Annotated in this window: 22 protein-coding genes; 2 read left to right on the top strand and 20 right to left on the bottom strand. The window is 66.8% G+C overall.

The window, feature by feature from the left end:
- Window positions 1-27: 27 nt before the first annotated feature.
- The 20 genes from ATF69_RS10395 to ATF69_RS10300 form a co-directional block, all read right to left on the bottom strand.
- Window positions 28-657, bottom strand: coding sequence for a DUF3299 domain-containing protein (locus tag ATF69_RS10395; RefSeq protein WP_146870877.1), 630 nt, complete (start codon window positions 655-657; stop codon window positions 28-30).
- Window positions 658-698: 41 nt separating this feature from the next.
- Complete coding sequence (locus ATF69_RS10390) at window positions 699-950, bottom strand: hypothetical protein (RefSeq protein ID WP_146870876.1); 252 nt, start codon at window positions 948-950, stop codon at window positions 699-701.
- Window positions 951-1,011: 61 nt separating this feature from the next.
- Window positions 1,012-2,250 (bottom strand): FtsX-like permease family protein, encoded by a 1,239-nt coding sequence (locus ATF69_RS10385; protein WP_146870875.1) that lies wholly within the window; start codon window positions 2,248-2,250, stop codon window positions 1,012-1,014.
- Window positions 2,247-2,930 (bottom strand): ABC transporter ATP-binding protein, encoded by a 684-nt coding sequence (locus ATF69_RS10380; RefSeq protein ID WP_146870874.1) that lies wholly within the window; start codon window positions 2,928-2,930, stop codon window positions 2,247-2,249. The genes ATF69_RS10385 and ATF69_RS10380 overlap by 4 nt, the downstream gene beginning before the upstream one ends.
- Window positions 2,927-3,352 (bottom strand): transcriptional repressor, encoded by a 426-nt coding sequence (locus tag ATF69_RS10375; RefSeq protein ID WP_146871106.1) that lies wholly within the window; start codon window positions 3,350-3,352, stop codon window positions 2,927-2,929. The genes ATF69_RS10380 and ATF69_RS10375 overlap by 4 nt, the downstream gene beginning before the upstream one ends.
- A gap of 210 nt (window positions 3,353-3,562) precedes the next feature.
- Complete coding sequence (msrA, locus tag ATF69_RS10370; protein WP_146870873.1) at window positions 3,563-4,105, bottom strand: peptide-methionine (S)-S-oxide reductase MsrA; 543 nt, start codon at window positions 4,103-4,105, stop codon at window positions 3,563-3,565.
- Window positions 4,106-4,210: 105 nt separating this feature from the next.
- On the bottom strand, window positions 4,211-5,074 hold the full coding sequence (locus tag ATF69_RS10365) for an isocitrate lyase/PEP mutase family protein (protein WP_146870872.1): 864 nt from the start codon (window positions 5,072-5,074) through the stop codon (window positions 4,211-4,213).
- 4 nt (window positions 5,075-5,078) lie between these two features.
- On the bottom strand, window positions 5,079-6,491 hold the full coding sequence (locus tag ATF69_RS10360) for an FAD-dependent oxidoreductase (RefSeq protein WP_146870871.1): 1,413 nt from the start codon (window positions 6,489-6,491) through the stop codon (window positions 5,079-5,081).
- Between the two features lie 8 nt (window positions 6,492-6,499).
- A complete protein-coding gene (locus ATF69_RS10355) occupies window positions 6,500-7,135 on the bottom strand; it encodes a cysteine hydrolase family protein (protein ID WP_146870870.1) in 636 nt (211 codons plus the stop codon).
- Window positions 7,132-9,204, bottom strand: coding sequence for a hydantoinase/oxoprolinase family protein (locus ATF69_RS10350; RefSeq protein ID WP_146870869.1), 2,073 nt, complete (start codon window positions 9,202-9,204; stop codon window positions 7,132-7,134). Before ATF69_RS10350 ends, ATF69_RS10355 begins: the two co-directional genes overlap by 4 nt.
- The gene (locus ATF69_RS10345) at window positions 9,201-10,910 is read right to left on the bottom strand and encodes a hydantoinase B/oxoprolinase family protein (RefSeq protein ID WP_208758716.1); all 1,710 of its coding nucleotides are present in this window, start codon (window positions 10,908-10,910) and stop codon (window positions 9,201-9,203) included. The genes ATF69_RS10350 and ATF69_RS10345 overlap by 4 nt, the downstream gene beginning before the upstream one ends.
- Window positions 10,903-11,412 (bottom strand): LeuD/DmdB family oxidoreductase small subunit, encoded by a 510-nt coding sequence (locus tag ATF69_RS10340; protein WP_146870868.1) that lies wholly within the window; start codon window positions 11,410-11,412, stop codon window positions 10,903-10,905. Before ATF69_RS10340 ends, ATF69_RS10345 begins: the two co-directional genes overlap by 8 nt.
- Window positions 11,409-12,698, bottom strand: a complete 1,290-nt coding sequence (locus ATF69_RS10335; RefSeq protein ID WP_146870867.1) for a 3-isopropylmalate dehydratase large subunit — start codon at window positions 12,696-12,698, stop codon at window positions 11,409-11,411. Before ATF69_RS10335 ends, ATF69_RS10340 begins: the two co-directional genes overlap by 4 nt.
- A complete protein-coding gene (locus ATF69_RS10330; protein WP_208758715.1) occupies window positions 12,695-13,657 on the bottom strand; it encodes a tripartite tricarboxylate transporter substrate binding protein in 963 nt (320 codons plus the stop codon). Before ATF69_RS10330 ends, ATF69_RS10335 begins: the two co-directional genes overlap by 4 nt.
- A gap of 84 nt (window positions 13,658-13,741) precedes the next feature.
- The gene (locus tag ATF69_RS10325; RefSeq protein WP_146870866.1) at window positions 13,742-14,479 is read right to left on the bottom strand and encodes an ABC transporter ATP-binding protein; all 738 of its coding nucleotides are present in this window, start codon (window positions 14,477-14,479) and stop codon (window positions 13,742-13,744) included.
- Window positions 14,476-15,237: an ABC transporter ATP-binding protein gene (locus tag ATF69_RS10320; protein WP_056744787.1), complete on the bottom strand. Its 762-nt coding sequence runs from the start codon at window positions 15,235-15,237 to the stop codon at window positions 14,476-14,478. The genes ATF69_RS10325 and ATF69_RS10320 overlap by 4 nt, the downstream gene beginning before the upstream one ends.
- Window positions 15,227-16,198, bottom strand: a complete 972-nt coding sequence (locus ATF69_RS10315; RefSeq protein WP_146870865.1) for a branched-chain amino acid ABC transporter permease — start codon at window positions 16,196-16,198, stop codon at window positions 15,227-15,229. The genes ATF69_RS10320 and ATF69_RS10315 overlap by 11 nt, the downstream gene beginning before the upstream one ends.
- Complete coding sequence (locus ATF69_RS10310) at window positions 16,195-17,067, bottom strand: branched-chain amino acid ABC transporter permease (protein WP_056062878.1); 873 nt, start codon at window positions 17,065-17,067, stop codon at window positions 16,195-16,197. The genes ATF69_RS10315 and ATF69_RS10310 overlap by 4 nt, the downstream gene beginning before the upstream one ends.
- Before the next feature lie 96 nt (window positions 17,068-17,163).
- A complete protein-coding gene (locus ATF69_RS10305) occupies window positions 17,164-18,366 on the bottom strand; it encodes an ABC transporter substrate-binding protein (protein ID WP_099730298.1) in 1,203 nt (400 codons plus the stop codon).
- 47 nt (window positions 18,367-18,413) lie between these two features.
- Complete coding sequence (locus ATF69_RS10300) at window positions 18,414-19,226, bottom strand: GntR family transcriptional regulator (RefSeq protein WP_199737480.1); 813 nt, start codon at window positions 19,224-19,226, stop codon at window positions 18,414-18,416.
- A 241-nt stretch (window positions 19,227-19,467) separates the two neighbouring features.
- On the opposite strand from ATF69_RS10300, the gene ATF69_RS10295 reads away from it, so the two are divergent.
- Window positions 19,468-20,214, top strand: coding sequence for a TetR/AcrR family transcriptional regulator (locus ATF69_RS10295; protein ID WP_108496998.1), 747 nt, complete (start codon window positions 19,468-19,470; stop codon window positions 20,212-20,214).
- Between the two features lie 2 nt (window positions 20,215-20,216).
- Window positions 20,217-21,386: an efflux RND transporter periplasmic adaptor subunit gene (locus ATF69_RS10290; protein WP_056062885.1), complete on the top strand. Its 1,170-nt coding sequence runs from the start codon at window positions 20,217-20,219 to the stop codon at window positions 21,384-21,386.
- Window positions 21,387-21,389: the final 3 nt, after the last annotated feature.

Raw genomic sequence — 21,389 nt, 5'->3', positions numbered from 1 at the left:
AGAGGCTGCAGCGGCCAAAGCCGGGGATTATTTCACCGGCACCGCGTCCACCACGCGGTAGTACAGGCCATATTGATCATTGGGGAGCACGGTGAACTTGCCTTCCACCACCACGGGCTCCAGCGAATAGCGCACGGGTGTCTTGGCCTTGACCTCGACCATACTCTCGGGCCCGCCCGGCGTACAGAACGAGCAGGTCAGCGGCACGGAGGTGAGGATGAAGTGCGTCTGCGTGGGCTTGGCATCCAGCGGCACCATGAAGCCCTGAATGCGCTGCGTGGTCTTGTCCATGCCTTTCTGGGCATCGTTGAACACGGGCAGGATGCCGTCCTTGGTGGTCTTTTTGCTCAGGTCGGTCAGCACCGACCAGGGCACCACGTCGTTGCGCTGGGGCAGCGGGGCAATCGGGCTGTTGGGGCTGTGGTAGCCCGCACCCGACCCCGATGGCACGACGGTGCCAGCGCCCGCAGGCAGGGGCGACGACAGCACTGGCGCTGCGGCCGCGCCTTCCTTGGCACGCTCAAAAGCGCCCGGCGCGGGCTTGGTGGCGCCGCCTTGCTGCGCGTGCGCACCGGTTGCCAGAACCAGCGTGGCGGCCAGACAAGCCACGCGAGCCATCAGGCCGGGGATGGGCAAGGGTTTCAAGGTGCAGGACATGGCGGGGACTCCGGGCGAACGAGCATCAAAAAAACAGGCGCTCAATGTGCGTGTTTCATGCCGCAGTATTTTCCAATGGCCAGGTTCTTGCACGCCGCCTGCAGGTCTTTCTGGCACTGGTCGTGGCCCTTGCCGGACTCCAGGCACTTGGCGGCGGCCTCGTGGGCGGCAGCCATGGCACGGTGGCGGGCGACGTCTTCCTGGGTGTCCTTGTCGTTGTGGGCTTGCGCGTGGGCCAGGGCACCGGCGAGCAGTATGGGGGCCAGGGCGAGAGCAGCGAAGAGTTTTTTCATGGAAAGACTTTCAGGTTGAGTGGCTAGAGGGTTTATGGAGGTCAGAACTCGGGGGGCCGCATCAGGGCTGGCTCAACAAGTCGGCCACATCGGTGCGGTAGGCCTGCATGGCGGGCAGCAGCGCCGCCAAGGCCGCCACGCCTGCGGCCAGCAGCGGCACCCCGGCTTCGGCGGGCAGCCAGATCCAGCCCGTCACCGGCAGCAAGCCCTGCGCCTGTAGTGCCCAGCCCAAGGCCTGGGCCAGGCCGTGCCCCAGCAGCAGCCCCAGGATGGACGCGAGCGCGGCCAGCCACAGCGCCTCCCATAGCACCAGCCCGGCCACCCGGCCCGGCGGCGCGCCCAGCATGCGCAGCATGGCCAGGTCGGCGCGGCGCTCGCGAACGGCATTCCACAGCGCGATGAACACGCTGAGCGCGGCCACGGCCAGCAGTACGCCGCCGAATGCGCGCAGTACATCGGCACCCACGCCCAGCAGGCGCAGCAGGCGCGTGACCTCGATGGCGGGCGCCGCCGCCTGCATCGAGGTGCCGCCGTTGATCAGGCGTGGCAGCGTGATGGCCGCCATGGGCGTGCGGTAGCGCACCAGGGCTACGGTCACCTCACGCTCTTCCTTCATGATTTCCAGGTCTTCAGCATCGTTGGCCGTGGCGGTCTCGTGCACCATCCAGACGGATTCGGTGCTGGTCAGGATCAATCGGTCCAGCACACAGCCGCAGGGCGCCAGTACGCCGCTTACACGGTAGGGGTGGTTGCCATGGGCGTGCCCTCCTCCACCCACGCCGTGGCTGCCAATGAAGGTGGCCCCCACCAGCGGCCCGCCTTGATGGCTGGCTTTGACAATGCCCCGCGCCACGCTGGCGCCCAGCACTGCGTCCATGGGCTGCTGCCACAGCGCGCCTTCGGCCAACCGGGCCTCATAGTGCGCCACGTAGTCGGGCGTGGTGCCCACGATGCGAAAGCCCTGGTAGCTGTCGCCCAGGCTCAGCGGGATGACCTGCGCCACCAGCGGGTTCTTCTGCAGCGCCTGCACCTCTTGCAGCGGAATGTTGCCCGTGGGCACGTCGATGTGGAACACGCCCGCCAGGATCAGCTGCAGCGGGCTGCCCTTGGCGCCCACCACCAGGTCGATGCCACTCAGGTCGCGCTCAAACGCCTTGTCGAGCTGTGTGGCCACCAGCAGCACCAAAGTGATGGCGGCCAGGCCCAGTGTGAGCACCAGCAGGTTGAGCACGGCGGCCAGCGGGCGGGACCACAGGTAGCGCCAGGACAGGCGGGCGAGTTTGAATACTCCTGAGTTCATAGCTGTTCAGGCATATTCAACCGGCGCTCCGTGCCGATTTCATTCAAATTGAGGGTCTGGACACCTGCCAGGGCGGACACCACACGCTGGTCATGCGTGGCAATCACCAGGCTGGCATCACAGGCAGCGGCGCTGTGCTGCAGCAGGGCCAATGCATCGGCCGCCGCCTCGTCGTCCAGACTGGCCGTGGGCTCGTCAGCCAGCAGCACTTGCGGCGCCAAAAGGACGGCCCGCGCCAGCGCCACGCGCTGCGCCTGCCCGCCGGAGAGCTGATGCGGCTTGCGGGCGGCCAGCTCGGCCACACCCACTTGGGTGAGCGCGCGGTGGATGGCCGCATCGTCACGCGGCAGCCCGGCCGCAAAGTACGCCAGCGCCAGGTTGTCCGCCACGGTGAGTGCGCTGCTGAGGTACAGCTTTTGCGGCAAGAAGCCAATGGTGCGCGCGCGCCAGGCATCGATCTCGGCCCCCCGCTGCGTGCCCAGCTGGGTGCCCGCCACAAACAGGTCGCCGCCACTGGCACCGCGCAGGCCGGCCATCAGCGCCAGCCAGGTGGACTTGCCGGTGCCCGAGCGCCCGCGCAGCAGCAGCGTGCCGCCCTGGCGCAGGTCCACATCCGGAAAGCGCAGCGGCGCGGCGCCACCCGTGGCATAGGTGTAGGAAAGCCCCCGGGTGCGGATCATGCGGCAGCGCCCTCTGCCGGGTGCGCGCAGTCGGCACAGCGCCCGTGCACTGCAACGTCCACTGCCAGACTCTCATGCCCCGCAGTGGCCAGCGCCTGCAACACCTGCTGGAGCGCCTTTTGCACCTTGGCAGAACCCTGCGACAGGCGAAACTGGCGGTGGCAGTCGTCGCATTCAAACCGCGGTGCCGCGCCCTCCTCCCCCTGTGGGGCCAACGCGTAGCGCGTCACGCGGCCGGCATCGATCTGCTTGTGCAGCAGCCCTGCGGCAGCAAAACGGTCAAGCAGGCGGTAGACCGTGACCTTGTTGACCGCAACGCCCGCTGCAGCCAGGGCCGCCTCGACCTCGGGCTCTGACAGGGCCGCGTCCGGCCGGGCTTCGTACACTGCCGCCAACGCCCGTGTGGCGCGGGTGGCGCGCATTCCGACTGGGAGGGACCAGGGCTGGATGCCGTGTGCGTGTGGAAGAGGCGGTGCGGACATGGGTGGCGCGTACGAACGGTGCATAACGCAATCGGGTTGCATTATGCCTGCCTGCGGCCTCGCTCTGAGCGAATTTGCTCCCTCCAGGCATTGAGCCCAAAGCGCAAGACCCGGATCCCGCCCCTTTTGGCAGCTGCTAGCGCGTCAGCGTCAGCCCTTCAAATACCGCGCAAACGTCTTGCGAAACTTCTCCACCTTCGGCCCCACCACAAACGCGCAATACCCCGCGTTGGGGTGGTTGGCAAAGTAGTCCTGGTGGTAGGCCTCGGCCGTGCTGTAGTTCGAGAGCGGCTTCACCTCGGTGGTGATGGGCGCGCCAAACAGCTTGTCTTGCGACATCTGGCGGATCATGGTGTTGGCGATTTCGCCGTGTTCGGGGTTGTCGTAGTAAATACCGCTGCGGTATTGCGTGCCCACATCATTGCCCTGGCGGTTGAGCGTGGTCGGGTCGTGGGTGTGGAAGAAGATTTCCAGGATCTCCTCCAGGCTGATCTCGTCGGCATCGAACGTCAGTCGCACCACCTCGGCGTGGCCGGTGTCGCCCTGGCAGATCTGCTCATAGCTGGGGTTGATGGTGTGGCCGTTGGTGTAGCCGCTTTCCACATCGGTGATGCCGCGCACGCGGTCGAACACGGCTTCGGTGCACCAGAAGCAGCCGCCGCCCAGGGTGATGGTTTGTGGGTTGTGGGCCATGTGGGAGGTCTCCATGCAGTTTCGGGGGAAAAACGTTCACGGCATGGTACGCGCCCTCACCCGCCGCAGTGCGGGCGGGGGCATTGGCCTTTACCCCTTGGGGGGCTACTCGTACTGGCGACCCTGTGCCATCAGTTCGGGCGTGCCGATCAGCGCATTCAGGCCGTCAAAGTCCATCATCCGGTCCTTGAAGGGCGCTGTGGTCTGGTGCGTGTGCAGGCTGGCGTAGTAGCCCTGCAGCGTGTGCGCCACGGCGCGGGCGGTGCCGCCGGGGAAGATCACGATGCGAAAGCCGCGCTGCTGCAGCTCGGCCGCGCTCTGGATCGGTGTCTTGCCGCCTTCGACCATGTTGGCCAGCAGCGGGATGCGGTGGGCAAAGCGCTGGCAGGCCGCGTCCATCTGCTCGGGGGTGCGCAAGGCTTCGATGAAAAGCGCATCCACACCACATTCCAGGTACGCCTCGGCGCGGTCGAATGCGGCGTCGATGCCCTCCACGGCCAGCGCGTCGGTGCGGGCCAGAATCAGGGTGTGGGCGCTGCGGCGTGCGTCCAGCGCGGCCTTGAGCTTGCCGCACATCTCGCCCACCGGCACCACCGTCTTGCCATCCAGATGCCCGCAGCGCTTGGGAAAGCCCTGGTCTTCGATCTGCACCATGGCCGCGCCCGCACGCTCAAAGCCGCGCACGGTGCGCTGGGTGTTGAGCGCGTTGCCAAAGCCGGTGTCGGCATCGACGATGACCGGCGTGCGCACGCGCTCGGTGATGCGTGCCAGGGTGTCTTCCACCTCGGTGTAGGTGGTCAGGCCCACGTCGGAGCGGCCCAGGCGGGTGTAGGCAATCGATGCGCCCGAGAGGTAGAGCGCCTCGAAGCCCGCCTGCTCGGCCACCAGGGCGCTCAGGGCGTCGTAGACGCCGGGGGCCAGGATGGCGCAGGGTTCATGGAGGCGTTCTTTGAACGATGAAGGGGTCATGTCTTCACACTTTCTGACGGTTCAGCCTGGCCGCCGTGTTCGCGGCGATGTAGCCACCGGCCACGGCGCTGAGCAGGCCGTTGCCGGAGAGATAACCCCACACCGCATCGCCCGACACGCCGCGGGCCGCGCCGCCTGCGGCCAAAAGATTGGGAAATGGCTGGCCGGTCTGCCCCAGCACACGGCACTGGGCGTCGATGTCCAGCCCGCCCTGGGTATGGAACAGCGCGCCGGTCACCTTGACCGCGCAGAACGGCGCCTGCAATGGGCGGGCAAACACACGTCGGTTGTCTTCGTTCTGGCCGCTAGCGCTAGTGGTACTTGCCAGGGTTGCTATCAATTTTGATTCTTCGCAGCCGATCAATGCCGCCAGCGCCTGCACGCTGTCACAGTGCTTTACCGCACCGGCTGCCTCGGCATCGACAAAGTCCGGAAAGCTGCGCGCCAATGCGAGGATGGGCGCATCGAACACATTCCACGCCACGCCGCCCGGCTGCGCCAGCACATGCACCGAGGCTTCGGAGTAGCCCTGCGTCTCGTCGTGAAAGCGCTCGCCCAGCGCATTGACCTGGATACCGCCTTCCATCATCAGCGCCCACGAAATCAGCGCGCCCTGCGGAATGGCCCAGGAGCCGTGGCCCTGGTAGCCGCCCAGGTCCGCCAGCCGGGCGCCCAGCGCCTGGCCCCAGGCGATGGCACTGCCATCGTTGCCGGTATGGCCGGCGAACAGGGCGTCGCGCATCTCGGGCAGCAGCTCGCGCACCATGGCCGGGTTGCCGCCAAAGCCGTTGCAGGCCAGGATGAGTGCGTCGCAGGCCAGGTGCTCCAGCGTGCCATCAGGCCGCCCGTAGCCCACGCCGATCACGCGCTGCTGAGCATTGACCCACAGCTCGCGCACGGTGGCTTCGGTAATGAGGGGAATGTCCACCGCCGTCACCGCGTTGGCCAGGCGGCCCATCAGGCCCACGCCGGTTTTCTCGGGCGTGGCGTGCATGCGGCGCACGCTGTGGCCGGGGTACAAAAATCCATCGAGAACCTGCCACTGCAGGCCATGGCGCGCTTGCAGTGCATCGAGCGCCGGGCCGATGGCCTGGGCATAGGCCTGCACCAAATGGGGCGCCGCCCTGCCCTTGGCCTTGGCGCTGATGTCGGCGGCAAACCGCTCCGGGCTGTCATCAATGCCCGCCGCGCGCTGCGCCTGCGTGCCAGGCGCGGGGATAAAGCCGGATGAGAGGGCCGACGAGCCCAGCGGCGTGGCATCGCGCTCCAGCACCGCGCAGTCCACGCCGGCATCGTGCAACATCAGCGCCGCCGTGAGGCCACAGGCGCCGCCGCCCACGATGAGCACGGGCACATGTGCGTCCTGCGCCACGGTGCCGGGCATGTGCTCGGCATGGCAGATGCGGGGGGTGCTCATGGGCGCATTCATGCGGAAGGGGCGGCCACAGCGGCAGCAAAGTCGGCGCAGGTCAGCACCTGGGCCACGTTGGCCATGTCGGCCACCGAGGTGTCATGCACTGCCTGCTTGAAGGCCGCGCAGCCGTCGGACAGCACCAGGGTCTGGTAGTCGCGCATGTGCGCATCGCGCACCGTGCTGGCCACGCCCCCGTTCGTGACGATGCCACACACCGCCACGGTGGTGATGCCCGCGCGGCGCAGCACCCAGTCGAGCTGGGTGTTGAAGAAGGCCGAATACGCCACCTTGCACACCGACACGTCCACCCACGCTGCGATCTCGGCCACATGGGCCTGGCCTGTGCTGCCGGGCGCAAAGTCGCCGCGCCGCAGAAACGGGCGCAGAGCCTTGAGGTGCGGCGACACCATGGGGTCGCCCTGCGCATCGGGCCACAGGGTGAACTGGCTGCCCACCACCATGCCGCCCGCCGCCTTGAGTGCCTTGGCCACTGCTGCCACCCGGGGTGGCAAGGCCTGTGCGGCAGAGCTCACCGCGCCACCGCGTGCATAGGCACCGTCCGGGGCCAAAAAGTCGTTTTGCAGGTCGATGATGACCAGCGCCGTGTGGCGCGGGTCGATGCTCGGGTTAGGCGTGCCGTGGCTCATGCTGCGCCCTCCCCGTCGGCCCGCACCAGCAGGTTGCCCAGCGGGTCCACCGTGGCGCTGAAGCCAGGCTCCAGCCACACCGTGGTGTCGGGCTGCTCCAGGATGGCGGGGCCGTCGATGCGGGTGCCAACGGGCAGGTCCAGCCGTGCGTGGCGCACGGCGTCCCACCAGCGGCCAGCGTGGAACACGCGCTGCACGCCCAGCGACGGGTTCACGGTAGTGGTCTGCGGTGCCAGCACCGTCAGGTCGAACTTGGGGCGCACGCCCACGCGGGCGTAGCGCAGGTTCATCACCCGCACGGCAATGCCGTCAAGCACGCGGCCAAAAGCGGCGCGGTAGGCGGCCTCGAATGCGGCGCGGATGCCCTCGTGGCTCAGCGCATCGGCCGCCACAGGCACCTGCACGGTGTGGGTCTGCCCTGCGTAGAGCATGTCGAGCGCAATGATTTCCTGCACTTCCACAAACTTCACGCCCGCCGAATCCAGGCGCTGCTGGCAGGTGGCTGCGAGTGTGGCCACGCGCTGGCGCAGGTCGGCCACGTCCAGGTCGGCCAGGGGTTTGTTCAGCGTCTGCACCGCGTCGTGGCGCATGTCGGCCATCACACAGCCCAGGGCGGAGGTGACGCCGGGGTAGCGCGGCACGATGCCCGTGCCCACGCCCACCTCGCGCATCATGGCGCACACATGCAGCGCGCCGCCGCCGCCAAACGGCATGTAGGCAAACTGGCGCGGGTCGTGCCCGCGCTCGATGGACACCACGCGCACGGCGCCCGCCATCTTGGCGTTGGCCACCGTGAGGATGGCTTCGGCGGCTGCCATCACATCCAGGCCCAGGGGTTGGGCCACATGGGTCTCGATGGCGTCGCGCGACTTTTGCGCGTCCATGGCGGCCAGCAGGCCACCGCCCAGGGGCCGGTCGGCGGCGATGCGGCCCAGCAGTACGTTGGCATCCGTCACCGTGGGGCGCGTATTGCCCCGTCCATAACAAGCCGGGCCGGGGATGCTGCCGGCAGACTCGGGGCCCACCTGCAGCATGCCGCTGGCGTCCACCGAGGCAATCGATCCGCCGCCTGCGCCAATGGTCTCGATCTGGATCATGGGCGAACGCACCACCATGCCAAATTCAATGGCCGTCTGTGCGGCCAGGGTCGCCTCGCCCTTCGCCACGAGGGACACGTCGAACGAGGTACCGCCCATGTCGCCGGTGATCACATCGGGGAAGCCTGCCGCACGCGCTATCGCTGCACAGGCAATCACACCCGCCGCCGGGCCGGAGAGCGCGGTGCGCACCGGCACATCGCAGGCCGTCTGGCGCGACATCACGCCGCCGTTGCTTTGCACAATGAGCAGCTCGCCGCCAAAGCCCTGCGTGCGCAGGTCGCCTTCCAGCCGCTCCAGGTAGCTGCCTACCACGGGCTGCAGGGATGCGTTGAGCGTGGCGGTGGAGCAGCGCTCGAACTCGCGGATCTCGGGCAGCACCTCGCTGGCGGCCGTCACGTGCGGGTTGGGCCACACGCTGCGCACGGCGGCCACGGCGGCCTGTTCGTTGGCGGGGTTGGCGTAGGTGTTGATGAAGAACACACAGACGGCCTCGCAGCCCGCCTCCAGCAGCGCGCGCGCCTGGGCCTTGACCTGCTCGATGTCCACGGGCGTGTGCACCGTGCCATCGGCCAGCACACGCTCGTCCACCTCCAGGCGCAGGTTGCGCGGCACGATGGGCTCGAAGCTGCCGCGCAGGCCCCAGGTCTGCGGCCGGTCGCGGCGGCGCATCTCCAGCACGTCGCGAAAGCCGCGGGTGGTGATGATGCCGGTGCGCGCCACCTTGCGCTCCAGCAGCGCATTGGTGCCCACGGTGGTGCCGTGGACGATGGTGGCGATCTGCGCGGCCGAATCGGCCACACGTGCCACGCCGTTCATGAAACCGCGCGCCTCCTCGCCCCGGGTGCTGGGCACCTTGACGATGCGGGCGCTGCCGTCGCGCTCGTCCAGTACAAACAGGTCGGTGAACGTGCCACCCACATCCACGCCCACCACATAAGAAGCCTGATCCGAAACCTTGCCGCTGCTCATTCCTTGCCTTTCGCTGTGGCGGGGGCAGTGACGTAGCCCATCGCCAGATCTTTCTCACGCGCTGCCGCATCCCGCGCGGCGGGGGCACCGTAGCCACCGCCGCCGGGGGTTTCAAGCCGCACGCGCTCGCCCTGCTTGAGGCGGATGCCGATCATCTTGGAGCGCATGGGCGGTTGCTTCCACTCACTATCGTTTTCATAGCTAAAAACATTCATTGAACCTGCGCTACCGCCCGAAATGCCTTGGGGTGCGGCCTTGCCGCGCTCGCCAAAGATGAAGACCTCGGCGTCCTGCTCCAGCAGCTCGATTTCATAGATCGCACCCAGGCCGCCCCGGTGCTCGCCATCACCGCCCGAATCGGGGCGCAGCGCCCATTGCGTAAAGCGCACGGGGTACGCAGCCTCCAGAATTTCGAGCGGCGGGATGGTGGCGGTGGAAATCGGCGCGTTGCCGTGGCTCAGGCCGTCGCCATCGCTGTGCCCGCCGTGGCCGCCGCCAAAAAAGCTGAACATGACCCATCGCTGGCCCTTGCGCGCGGCATCGGTGCGCAGCCCGGCGATGGACAGCGCGTTGATGGTGCCGTAGGCCTGGGCCATGGCGCGCTTCGGGTCGGCCTGCGCTGTGGCGCTGAAGATCACGTCGATCATGCGGAGGATGGTCTCGGTGTAGCCACCCACCGGGCGTGGCCGTGCGGCGCTGATGACCAGCCCCTCGGGCAATACAAAGTCCACCGCGTCCAGCACACCGGCATTGGCAGGCACATCAGGGAAAAGATGCTTGAGCGCCACGTAACACGCCGCAATCGCCGTGGCGCGCGAGATATTGACCGGCCCCGCGCACTGCGGCGAGGTGCGCGAGAAGTCGAGCGTGAGGCGCTCGCCCTGCACCGTCATGTCGAGGGCGATGGTCAGCGGCTCGTCCTTGACGCCGTCGTTGTCCAGGATGTCGCTGAAGCTATAGCGCCCGTCGGGCAGCGCCGCGATGTGCGATTGCATGAGCTTGACGGCGCGCGTGCGCAGCTCGCCCATGGCCTGTTGCACCAGGGCGTCACCGTATTGGTCCAGCAGGTCGTGCAGGCGCCGCTCGCCCAGGTCCAGCGCGGCCAGCTGACCGTTCAGGTCGCCCCACAGGCTGTCGGGCAGGCGGGTGTTGGCCTTGAGGATGGCGAGCACGTCGTCGTCGAACACGCCGCCGCGCACGATGCGCACGGGCGGGATCTGCACGGCCTCCTGCCAGCATTCGGTGGCGGCCGGGTTGTAGTTGCCGGGCACGTTGCCGCCCACATCGTGCCAGTGCGCGGCCGATGCCAGAAAGCAGTACAGCGTGCCACCGCGAAAGAAGGGCCGCACCAGCTTGAAGTCGTTGGCGTGCGTGCCACCCTCGTAGGGGTCGTTGAACAACCAGGTGTCGCCGGCCGTGATGCCACCGCGCTCGCCCGCTGCGCGCATGGCAGCGCGCACGGCGAAAGCCATCGCCCCCACAAACACGGGCAGGCCCGATTTGCCCTGCACCAGCGTGTCGCCACTGATGGCGTCGTACAGGCCGTGGCAGGCATCGTGCGCCTCGGCAATGATGGGGTTGAACGCGCTGCGGTACAGCGTGGCGTCCATCTCGTCGGCGATCTGTTCCAGGCGGCCGCGCAAGACGGCCAGGGTGACGGGGTCCATCGAGGGCGGTGCGGTGGTGGTGTTGTTGTGTTCAGCCATTGACGGCCTCCTTGCCAAAGCGGGTGCGCAGCTGGTTCAGCAGACCGCCAGCGCGCACCATGTCCATGAGAAACGGGGGAATCGGATCGCAGGCCAGCGCGCGGCCCTGGGGGGTGATGACAGCGGGCGCTTGCCAGTCGAGCGTGACGGCATCGCCGTCACCCAGCGCACCCAGTGCATCGGCCTCGGCGCAGGTCAGCAGCAGCAGGCCCAGGTTGAAGGCGTTGCGAAAGTAGAGACCGCTGAACGACGGTGCGATGACCGCGACGATGCCCAGCCGCACCAGCACGGCGGCCGCCTGCTCGCGCGAGGAGCCAATGCCGAAGTTGGGGCCAGCCACGATCACATCGCCCTTGCGCACGCCGCCCACGAAATCTGGCCGCACCGATTCGAGGCAGTGGCGCGCCAGCACGTCCAGGCCGTGCTTCATGGCATGGCCGGGGGCGAGTACATCCGTGTCGATGTCAGCGCCCAGTTTCCAGACCCTGTGGGTGTTTTTCATACCAGTACCTCGCGGGGGTCGGTGATGCAACCGCGCACGGCCGATGCCGCCACGGTGTACGGCGACGCCAGATACACCTGCGCGGTGGCCGAGCCCATGCGGCCCTTGAAGTTGCGGGCGGTGCTGGAGATGACGGTGGTGTTGTCTCCTACCGTGTCGCCATAGCCAGCGCAGGCACCGCAAGTGGTAGGGAACAGTTCGGCCCCCGCGTCCTGCAGCACCTGCAGCACGCCCTCGTCGCGTGCGGCGGCCTGGTCCTGCTGGCTGGCAGGGGCTACCATCAGGCGCACTCCACTGGCCACGCGTTTGCCACGTAGCACCGAGGCCGCAGCGCGCAGGTCGTCCAGCTTGGCGCCCGTGCAGGCGCCGATGTAGGCAACGTCGATGCCCTGCCCTGCGTGCTGTGCCACGGGGGCGGCGTTGGCCGGGCTGTGGGGCGCGGCGACCTGCGGCGTGAGCGTGGTGGCGTCGAAGGTGTGGCGCGTGAGGGCTGCGCCTTCATCCGTGCGCCAGGCATCCAGCCCCTGAAGGTCTGCGTCGGGCACGCCCGCCGCCCGCAACCACTCGCGTGTGGTGGCGTCGGGGGCAATCAGCCCGGCCTGGGCGCCCAGCTCGGCGCTCATGTTCGAGAGCGTCATGCGCTCCTGCATGCCCAGAGCCTGCACGGCGGGGCCGGCAAACTCCACGGCCTGGTACTGGCCGCCGTTCATGCCAAAGCGGCCAATCATGTACAGCATCATGTCCTTGGCGGTCACACCGGGGGCCAGCTGTCCGCTCCAATGCATCTGCAAGGTGTGGGGCACGCGCAGCCAGATTTCGCCGGTCACCACCACGCCCAGCATTTCGGTGCTGCCGATGCCAAACATGTAGGCACCAAAGGCACCGCCTGTGGGCGAATGCGAGTCGCCGCCCACGCAGAACATGCCGGGGCGGATATGTCCGTGCTGGGGCACCACCACATGGCAGATGCCCTGGCCGTCATACACATGGGGCAAAGCCTGCTCGCGCGCCCAGTCGCGGGCGATGCGCACGATGCGGCGGGATTCTTCGTCGCGCTCGGGCAGGTAGTGGTCCATGACAAGGACCACGCGCGATTTGTCCCAGATCTGCGCGCCCAGTTCGTCGAGCATGGGCTTGAGGCGCCGGGGGCCGGACGAGTCGTGGAACATGGCGAGATCCACCCGGCAGTTCACGATTTCACCGGGTGTGACGCTGGCGCGGCCGCTGGCGCAGGCCACCAGCTTCTGGGCCAGGGTGCTGGCCACAACATAAGGGGTGGCGGTCATTCGGGTTTGGCTCCGGCAAACTTCACCACCTTGGCCCAGCGTGGGATTTCGGCCTGCACAAAACGCGCAAACTCGTCCGGGCTGTTGCCCACGGGCACGGCGCCCTCCAGCTCCAGGCGCTTTTTCACGTCGGGGGTGGCAATGGCCTGGCGTGCGGCATCGCTCAGGCGCTTGGCCAGCTCGGGGTTCATCTGCCCCGGGCCAAACAGGCCAAACCAGGCGCTGGATTCGTAGCCCGGCAGCACCTCGGCAATCGCAGGCACATCCGGAAAGGCGGGCAGGCGCTTGGCACTGGTCACGCCCAACGCCTTGAGCTTGCCCGCGCGGATCTGCGCCTGTGCATTGCCGACGGCGGCGAACATCAGGTCGACCTGCCCGGCAAGCACATCCTGCAACGCGGGCGCAGTGCCCCGGTACGGAATGTTGACGATGTAGGCGCCCGACTGCATCTTGAAGGCATCGCCCGCCAGGTGCAGCGATGAACCCACCGCGCCAATCGCAAAGTTGAGCTTGCCTGGCTTGGCCTTGGCCAGCGCGATCAGCTCACGCACATCTTTGGCAGGCAGCGAGGGGTGGGCCACCAGCACCGAGGGCGAGGTGGCCACACAGGTCAGCGGGGTGAAGTCCTTGACAGGGTCAAACGGCAGCGAGGGATAGAGGCTAGCGTTGATGGCATGGCTGGTGAAGCTCATGAGCAGCGTGTTGCCATCGGGTGCGGCTTTGGCCACCGCATCGGCCGCGATGTTGCCGCCCGCACCGGGCCGGTTCTCGACAATCACGGTGCGGCCCAGCAGGCGGCCCATTTCGATGGACAGGGTGCGCGCCAGGGTGTCGGTGGAGCCGCCGGCCGGGGCGCCAACCAGGATGCGGATGGGTGTGGACTGGGCAAAGGCCCGCCCATCCATCAGCATGGCCGGCACAGGGGCAAAAGCTTGGAGGATTCTGCGGCGTTGGATCATGGTGTGGGGTCTCCTTCTTCAGTCACAGCGCAGGCATCACCGTGCCTTGGTCAAACGGGATGGCATGGGCGAGGAACCTGGGATTCAAAGGCCCAGATAGGCGCGGCGCAGGTCGTCGCTGCGCAGCAGTTCGTCGGGCGCGCCGGAAAAGCGAATGCTGCCGTTTTCCATCACGTAGGCACGGTCCGCAATCTCCAGCGACTGGCCCACGTTCTGCTCGACCAGCAACACCGCCAGCCCGGTGGCACGCAGCTGGCAAATCAGGCCGAACATCTCCTCGACCAGCAGGGGCGACAGGCCAAGGGAGGGCTCGTCCAGGATCAGCAGGCGGGGTTCGGCCATCAGGCCCCGGCCAATGGCCAGCATCTGCTGCTCGCCGCCGCTCATGGTGCCCGCGAGCTGGGTGGTGCGCTCCTTCAGGCGCGGAAAGGTGGCAAACACCTTGTCAATGTTGTCGGCCCGGCGCTCCCGCGCGCGGGTGAAGCTGCCCAGCGAGAGGTTTTCGAGCACGCTGAGGTTCGGGAAAATTTTGCGCCCTTCGGGCACCTGGATCAGCCCGGCCTTGACGACCTCGGTGTAGTGCGCGCCGCTCAGGTCCGCACCGCCAAAAGCGACAGTACCGTCCCAGGCCTTGTAAATGCCACACACGACGTTGTTGAAGGTGGATTTGCCCGCGCCGTTGCTGCCCAGCAGGGCCACGGTCTCGCCGGGCTGAACCTGCAGGTCCACGCCCCGCAGGACCTCGACGCGGCCGTAGCCGCCGCGCAAGCCCGCCACGCTGAGCAAGGGACTGGATGCGGACGATGGGACGGCGCTGCTCATGCGGCCTCCTTCGCGGCAGCGGCACGCAGGCGCGCCGCCGTGCCGTGGCCCAGGTAAGCCTCGATCACGCGCTCGTCGGACGTCACCACGCCCGGGCTGCCCTCGGCAATCAACTGGCCCTGCGCCAGCACCCACACATGCTCGGCCAGGTTCATCACGGCCTGCATCACGTGCTCGATCATCAACACGGTCACGCCACCATCGGCGATGCCGCGCACCACGGGAATCATCTCGGCAATCTCCTGGGGGTTGAGGCCCGCCAGCACTTCATCGAGCAGCAGCAGGCGCGGTTGTGTCGCCAGCGCGCGCGCCAGCTCCAGCCGCTTGCGGCCCGCCACCGTGAGGTCGGCTGCAGGCTTGTCCAGCTGGGGCGAAAGGCCCACGCGGGCCGCTACGTCGCTGGCCAGCGCCAGCGCCGCGCGGCGGTTGGGCTCCTTCAGGTGCGCGCCCACGGCAATGTTTTCACGCACGGTTTGTGCCGCAAACGGCTGCACGATCTGGAAGGTGCGCGTCATGCCCAGCCGGGCATTGAGATGGGGCGCCTGGGCGGTGATGTCCTGGCCTGCGAAGCGCACCGTGCCTGCGTCGGGCCGTACAAAGCCCGACATCAGGGCAAACAGCGTGGTCTTGCCTGCGCCATTGGGGCCAATCAGCGCCGTTAACGAACCTTCTGGCACCGCCAGGCTCACGTTTTGCACGGCTTTCAGGCCGCCGAAGGATTTGCTCAGGCCACTGAGCTGCAACAGGTCATTGGCCATGGCGGCCTCCCGAACGTTTCCACACCGCCACCACCGACTGCCCAATGCCTGCGATACCACGCGGCAGGAACATCACGATGAGCACCAGCACCACGCCGTAGATCACCATGTTGATGCCCGGCAGCTGCCCGAACAGGTTGCGCGTGATGTCGGCCAGGATGTGCAGTACCAGGGCGCCCAGCACGGGCCCCCAAATGGTGCCGATGCCGCCCACGATGGCGGCCACCAGGGCTTCCACCGACGTGACGGAGCCGTAGGCAATGCCCGGGTCGATGTACTGGAACACCTGCACATAAAACGCACCGGCTGCGCCCATGAAACCGCCCGACAGTGCGATGGCGCCCATCTTCACGTTGAAAGGATTCACGCCAATGGCGCGCGCCGCGTCTTCGTTGTCGCGCACGGCCTGCAGCCAGGCACCAAAGCGCGAGTTCTTCAGCCACCAGCTCACCAGCAGCGCCAGCGTGACCAGCGCCAGGATCAGAAACACATAGCCCTTGCGCGATCCGAACTGCATGTTGCCCAGCGACTCCTTGAGCGGCAGCATCAGGCCCACACCCGCCCCGGTGAACGGCACCGACAGCGCCAGGATGCGGAACACCTCGGCAAAGGCCAGTGTGACCAGCGCAAAGTACGAACCCTTGAGCCCGTAGCGGAACGACAGCCCGCCCACGAACAACCCCACCAGCGCACTGCCCGCCACGGCCATGGGCAAGGCCACCCAGGGGTTGATGCCGCCTTGCATCTGCGCAATGGCCTGGATGTACGCTCCCGTGCCAAAGAACAGTGCATGGCCAAACGAGAACTGCCCGCCAAAGCCGCCCAGAATGTTCCATGCCTGGGCCAGCAAGGCGGCGTAGAGCGCCATCATCACGAAGTTGAGCAGCACGCCGGAGTCCGACACGCCCGTCACGGCCGCCACGATGGCCGCGAACACTCCAATGGTCCAGAGTTGCTTCATGCCTTGGCTCCAAACAAGCCCTGCGGGCGGAACAGCAACACCGCGATGAAGATGGCAAAGATGCCGATCTGCCCCAGCGATTCGCCCAGATACAGGCCGCCCAGCGACTCCACCACCCCAATCAGCAGCCCTCCCACCAGCGCGCCGGAAAAGCTGCCCATGCCGCCCAGCACCACGATGGTGAAAGCCACCAGCACAAAGCCGCTGCCCACCTGCGGATTCACGTAGTAGGCCGGTAGCAGAAAACACGCGGCCGCCCCCAGGCAAGCCAGGCCGATGCCAAAGCTCATCGCGTACACGTGGTCCACGTTGATGCCCATGAGCTTGGCGCCATGCTTTTCCTTGGCCACGGCACGGATGGCGCGGCCCAGGTCGGTCTTGCCGACGATCCAGAGCAACACGCCCGACACCACCAGCGCCCCGGCAAAGGCCACCAGCTTCGGAAGCGCAATCATGGCGGGGCCTACAGCGACGGTGGTCAGCGTGTAGGCCGTTTCGATGGTGCGCGTGTCGGACTTGAAGAACAGCAGGGCGAGGTTCTCCATCACGATGGAGATGCCCAGCGTGACCAGCAGGATGTTCTCGTCCTTGCCGTGGCTGGCGCGGTTGATCACCAGGCGCTGCAGGCCATAGCCCAGGGCGAACATGCCAGGCACCAGGATGGGCAGCGCCAGGTAGGGGTCGAGCCCGAAGTGCTGCTTGAGCAGGTACACGGCGTACAGCGCCAGCATCAGCGACGCGCCATGCGCGAAGTTGATGATGTGCAGCACGCCGTAGATCAGCGTGAGCCCGAGCGCGATCAGGGCGTAGACCGCGCCCGTCGTCAGGCCGTTCAGGAGGGAGGGAAAGAGGATGCTGAGCTCGAACATGGGTGTGGAGTCCGGCGTTCAGGCAAAGGCGCGGCCTGGCGCTCCGCGTGGGAGCGCCCCGCAGCCCCTGCATTCAGGGCCGAAAAGTGGTGGGTGTCAGGCCTTTAGCGGGAAGAGCGGGTCCGCTTCGCGATAGTCGCGCGGGATGATGACCTTGATGTCCTTGTTCAGCACCTGGGTCATGAGCGGCTGGGCACCCTGGTTCTGTCCATTGACGAATTTGGTCGGGCCGTACGGCATGATGTGATCGGCAAAGGTGCTCTTTTCCAGTGCGTCGATGAGGGCGGCACGGTCCATCGACTTGGCGCGCTCCAGCGCATCGGCCAGCAGCCACATCGAGGTGTAGGTCATGAACAGCTCGTAGCTGAAGAACAGGCCCTTGGCCTCGACCCGCTTCTTCAGGTCCTGCGCGCGCTTGTCCTTGGGGTTGAACCAGTGGTTGCAGTCGATGATGCCGTTGGCAGCGTCCGGAAACTCCTTGACGAACTTGTAGCTCGACGCCGCCCCACCCAACACCGAGTAGATCGCCTTGGGCGTGACCTTTTGCTGCTGCATGGTGCGCACCAGCAGCGCGTACTCGTTGTAATAGTTGGCGGGGATGACAATGTCGGGGTTGATCGCCTTCATGCGCAGCACGATGTTGTTGAAGTCGCGCGTGGGGTTGGCGTGCTTGACGACTTCCTTGACCTCGTAGCCGTAGCCGGGTAGCTCCCGCGCCAGCAGCTGTGCAGTGCCGGTGCCAAACAGCGATTCTTCATGGATGATCATCACTGTTTTGGCGGGCTTGCCTGCCGCCGTGTTCAGCACATGCAGGTTGGCCACGGCAGTCTCGGCGCATTTCTTGTAGCCGGGGCCAAAGCGGAAGGTGTTCTTGAGGCCGCGCTCCACGATCTGGTCGGCCACGCCCACATCCACGATGTGCGGCAGGTTGTACTTGGCGGCGGCCTGCGTAGTGGCCAGGCAGATGGCCGAGGCAAACGCCCCCACCACGGCGGACACGCCCGCTTCGTTCATCTTCTCTACCTCGGCGGCACCGGCCTGAGGCTGTGACTGCGCATCGCCCAGCAGGGCTTCGAGCTTGGCGCCGCCCAGAGCCTTGATGCCACCAGCCTTGTTGATGTCTTCAATGGCCATCATCGCGCCTTCGCGGCATTGCTGGCCCGAATAGGCCAGTGCGCCGGTCACCGGGTGCAGCACCCCCACCTTGACGGACTTGGCCTGCGCCCCGCCCACCAGTGGGAAGGCCAGCGCCGACGCGGCGGCAGCCGACTGGGACATGAAATGACGGCGAGTACTCATGGGCATTCTCCTGGCAGGTGGGTCGGATTGAGGTTGGGGGAACGGATTCAGTGGAACTGGGCCGACAGCTCTTTGCTGACCCAGACCTTGGCGTCGATGCTGCCCACACGGGACAGCTGCATTTCGTATTCGTAGCGGTCCGGCCGGTAGAGGCCGTGCAGCCACTGCACGGGGCGCTCCTGGTCGTCATAGATGAGACGGCGCACAGCCAACAGTGCCGAGCCCACCGAGACATCCAGGTGGCGGGCCACGACAGCGTCAGCCAGCTTGGCCGAGATGGTCTGGTGCGCGCGGCCCACCTTGACGCCCGACTCTTCGAGCAGCACCAGGATGGGCTTGCGCGCCAGCTCGCGCCGTCCGAACTGGCGGGCAATGTCGGCGGGCACATAGGTGGTGATATGGGACAGCGGCCCCTCTTTGGTGCTGCGCACCCGGACAGCCTTTTGCACGGCGTCGCCCACCGCGATGTTCAGCGCGCCGGCCACGGCACGCGATGCTGTGACTGTGTCCACATCCAGCACCTTGACGGAGGTGCGCAGGCCCATGCTGACCAGGTTCTCCAGCAGACCCGTGAGATGCGCGCGGCTGCTCTCGCCCTCACCGCCCGCGCCGTTGGCGGTGGCTGGGGCGGGAGCCAAAGGGCGGGTGCCCCGGCCGGGCTCGCGGGAGATCATGCCCTCGCCTTCCAGCAGCTCCAGCGCGCGGCGCACCGTGACACGCGCCACCGCGAACTGCCGCATCAGCGCCAGTTCGCCCGGCAGACCATCGGCAAACCGCCCCTCTTGCAACTGCTCCCGCAGCACCAGATAGATCTGGTGGTACTTGGGGAGCGGCAGATTGTTGGACGGCATGGAGGTCATATTAGGAATAGTTCTAATGTCCTGTCAATAAGACATTTAGGAGCGAAATTTGTCTTGCTGCAGACATTTGCGGCACCGGTGCACTGCACCGAGTGCACGCAACCACCGTGCCAGCAAGGAGAGATGTGCACCGCAGCAATGCGAAACGGCGCGCTTTTTGGCGGCATATGACAAGGCCGCATTGACGCGCCCACAGGCACTGGCTACATTACTAACCAGTCAGTCATTAAAAATAGCCGGTTTGACCACTCCCCCCCCACCCTCCTCTGCCACGACCAGCACCAAACGCGAGCGCCGCAAGGAAGCCCGCCCGGGAGAGCTGCTGGAGGCTGCCCTCGACCTGTTCGTCGAGAAGGGGTTTGCCGCCACACGGGTGGATGAGGTGGCGGCGCGCGCAGGGGTATCCAAGGGCACACTGTTTCTGTACTTCCCCAGCAAGGAAGAGCTCTTCAAGGCGGTGGTGCGCGAAAACATCGCCGGCCGCTTTGCCGAGTGGAACAGCGAGCTGGAGACCTTTGTGGGAACCACCAGCGAGGTCCTGCGCTATTGCTACCAGGTCTGGTGGGAACGCATCGGGTGCACCAAGGCCTCAGGCATTACCAAGCTCATGCTCAGCGAGGCGCAGAACTTCCCCGAGATTGCGCAGTTCTACCAGCACGAAGTCATCCTGCCCGGCCAGGCGCTGATTCGCCGCATCCTGGAGCGTGGCATTGCGCGGGGCGAATTCCGCCCCGTGAACCTCGACTACGCCGTGTACCTGGTGCTGGCCCCCATGATCTTCCTCATGATGTGGAAGCACTCTGTGGGCGCCTGCGTGCCTGATGCCCAGGAGCTGACACCTGAGCAATACATCGAGACGCAGATCGACAACATCCTGCACGGCCTGTGTGTGCGCTCGGAGGCGCCTGCAGCTTCCGGCGCGGCAGGCACATTGCCGTCTGACAAGCCGTCCCCTCCCCCTTCTTTCACGCGCTCGCGCACACCCTGACCATGAAACGCTGGATTCCCTGGATGGCTGCGGCCGTCGTTGTCGTGCTGCTCGGTGGCGGTGTCTGGCGTGCCATGGCGGCGCGGCAGGCGCAGCAAAAGGCTTTGGCCGAGGCGTCCACACAACGGGCCGAGGCACCGCTGCAACTGGCGGCCGACGAAGTGATCACCGTGCAATCGTCCCAACTCTCTCTGGGGGTACCGGTATCAGGCTCGTTGCGTGCCGTGGACTCGGCCATGGTCAAGGCACGCGTGGCCGGCGAGCTGCAGGGCCTGACTTTACGTGAGGGCGACAGCGTCAAGGCGGGACAGGAAGTGGCACGCATCGACCCGACCGAAGCCCGTGCACGCCTGCGCCAGGCCCAGCAGCAGGCCGATGCAGCAAAATCGCAGGTGGACATCAACCAGCGGCAGTACAACAACAACCGTGCACTGGTAGACCAGGGCTTTATCTCTGCCACGGCGCTGGTCACCTCGCAAGCCAGCCTGGAAGCGGCCCAATCCAGCTACCAGGCCGCCGTATCGGCCGCCGACGTCGCCCGCAAGGCGCTGGAAGACACCGTCCTCAAAAGCCCCATCAGCGGCCTGGTGGCGCAGCGGCTGGCCCAGCCGGGAGAGCGGGTGCCCATCGACGCCCGCATCATCGAAGTGGTGGACCTCTCCCGCCTGGAACTCGAAGCGCTGCTCACCCCGGCTGACTCCGTCGGCGTGCGTGTGGGTCAGAAGGCCCAGCTCACGGTCGAAGGCGCCTCGGCGCCGGTACAAGCCACCGTCGTGCGCATCAACCCCAGCGCCCAGGCGGGCAGCCGCACCGTGCCAGTCTATTTGCGGGTGGACCAGGCACCCCACAACGCAAGCCTGCGCCAAGGCCTGTTTGTGCAAGGCCTTCTGGCCACCGGCAGTGCGCAGGTACTGACCGTTCCATTGGATGCCGTGCGCACCGACAAACCGGCACCCTATCTCCAGACGATCAAGGAGGGCCGCGTGGCCTATGCGCCGGTACAGACGGGAGCGCGCGCCGTGGTCAATGGGCAGACCCTGGTCGCGGTGGACGGCGTACCCGTGGGCACGACGGTCATTGCAGGCCGCATGGGTTCGCTGCGCGAGGGCACGCCCGTGGCGGCGGCAGCTGCTGCGCCGCAAGCCGTTCCCGCCTCGCGCACTGCGCCCTGACCA

The sequence above is a fragment of the Acidovorax delafieldii genome (assembly GCF_007993815.1).
GTDB classification, from domain to species: Bacteria; Pseudomonadota; Gammaproteobacteria; order Burkholderiales; family Burkholderiaceae_C; genus Acidovorax; species Acidovorax delafieldii.
Note: the sequence above shows the minus strand (reverse complement) of the source record. Positions and strands in the feature narration are given on the sequence as shown.